This is a genomic window from Holdemania sp. 1001302B_160321_E10 (assembly GCF_015552275.1).
Lineage (GTDB): Bacteria > Bacillota_I > Bacilli_A > Erysipelotrichales > Erysipelotrichaceae > Holdemania.
In genome coordinates this window covers 1-1,332 of the sequence record NZ_JADNEM010000080.1, presented here as the reverse complement: position 1 = coordinate 1,332, position 1,332 = coordinate 1, and the positions used below count along the sequence as shown (strand labels likewise).

1 protein-coding gene is annotated in these 1,332 nt (G+C 48.6%); it reads left to right on the top strand.

The annotated features are described in order from the left end of the window. Window positions 1-117: 117 nt before the first annotated feature. On the top strand, window positions 118-1,332 hold a 1,215-nt coding region (locus I2D94_RS18115), incomplete at its 3' end, for an AAA family ATPase (protein WP_195397919.1).

Genomic DNA, 1,332 nt, shown 5'->3' with positions numbered 1-1,332 from the left:
TGAGATCAACACAACGATGATCTATGCCCAGGTATCACAGGAAAATGTTAAACATAGCCACAGAAAATATATGTAAATGTCCAGCTGATGATCCAGCTGGCGGAAGGGAGATTGACGATGGAATTAAAAAAGGTCATCATTGAGAATTTCCGCAATATCACTCACGCGGAATATGATCTTACATCCCGCAGCATCTTCGCGGGTCCGAATCGGCAGGGGAAGACAAATACAATCCTGGCCATCTATTGGGCGTTAACTGATTTATTGCTTGATGGGTCGTCAGATTATCAATCATTTAAGCCAGAATTTAAAGAGGAGGCAGAGGTCAGCGTTGAGCTGGTCTGCGATACCTTTACATTAAAAAAAGTGTACAAGGGATGGCGGCCTCGGCAGCAAGGATCCGGCGAGCCGGGTGACTTGCAGCATACGACCGATTATTGGATCGACGGCACAAAGTTTAAAAACCAGGGCGAGGCAAAAAAGACGCTGCTTAAGCTGCTTGGTACCAACCGGCAGCTTGAGACATCAAAATTTGATTTGACCCGGGCGATGATTGACCCATATTACATCGGCCAAGGCTGCGACTATAAGACGCTGCGAAGCTTTATCGTTGAGATCATCGGCGATGTAAGTAATGAGGATGTCTTTGCATCCGATCCGGCGCTGCTGACAATCCGCGATCTGATGGCGCGGTATCAGTACGATCCAGGACTTGCGCAAAAGTTTGTCAAGCAACAAGTCGTAGCGGTTAAAAAGGATATTGAAGCAAGTGAGCAGCAAGTTAAAGGTCTGGAGTCTGTGCTAGACGTAGATCATGTATCACTTCAAAAGGCTCAAGAGGCGCTTAATCAAATTGACAAGCAAGTGTCAGGCTTACAGGTACAGCTGTCTGGCCGGGACAACCCGCGGATCAACGAGGCAAAGCTCCAACTGTCTGATATGACTCTTAAGCTGGCCGAGAGCCGGACAAAGGACATGGAGGCAGTACAGGAGCACAACCGGCAGATTGAGGCGGAGCTTCGCCGGCTGGAAAAGGTAAGACAAGATGCTGAGTGGCAGGCACAGGATTTAATCCGGCGCCGGATTTCCGCTGAGAATGCAATTCTCGGTAACGACCAAAAGATCGTCAGCATTGAACAGCAGATCGCGGAGTTGGAAGCTCGTAGGCAAGAAAGACTGCAGGAATATCACACCAGAAATGCCGAGGAATACACACAGCCAGAATCACAAAAAGAAGTGTGTCCGAATTGTGGCCATGTGCTCAATCAAGCGGCGCTTGAAAGCTACCGTGCAACCTGGGAGTCCAGTAAGCAGCGAGACCTTGATTACATC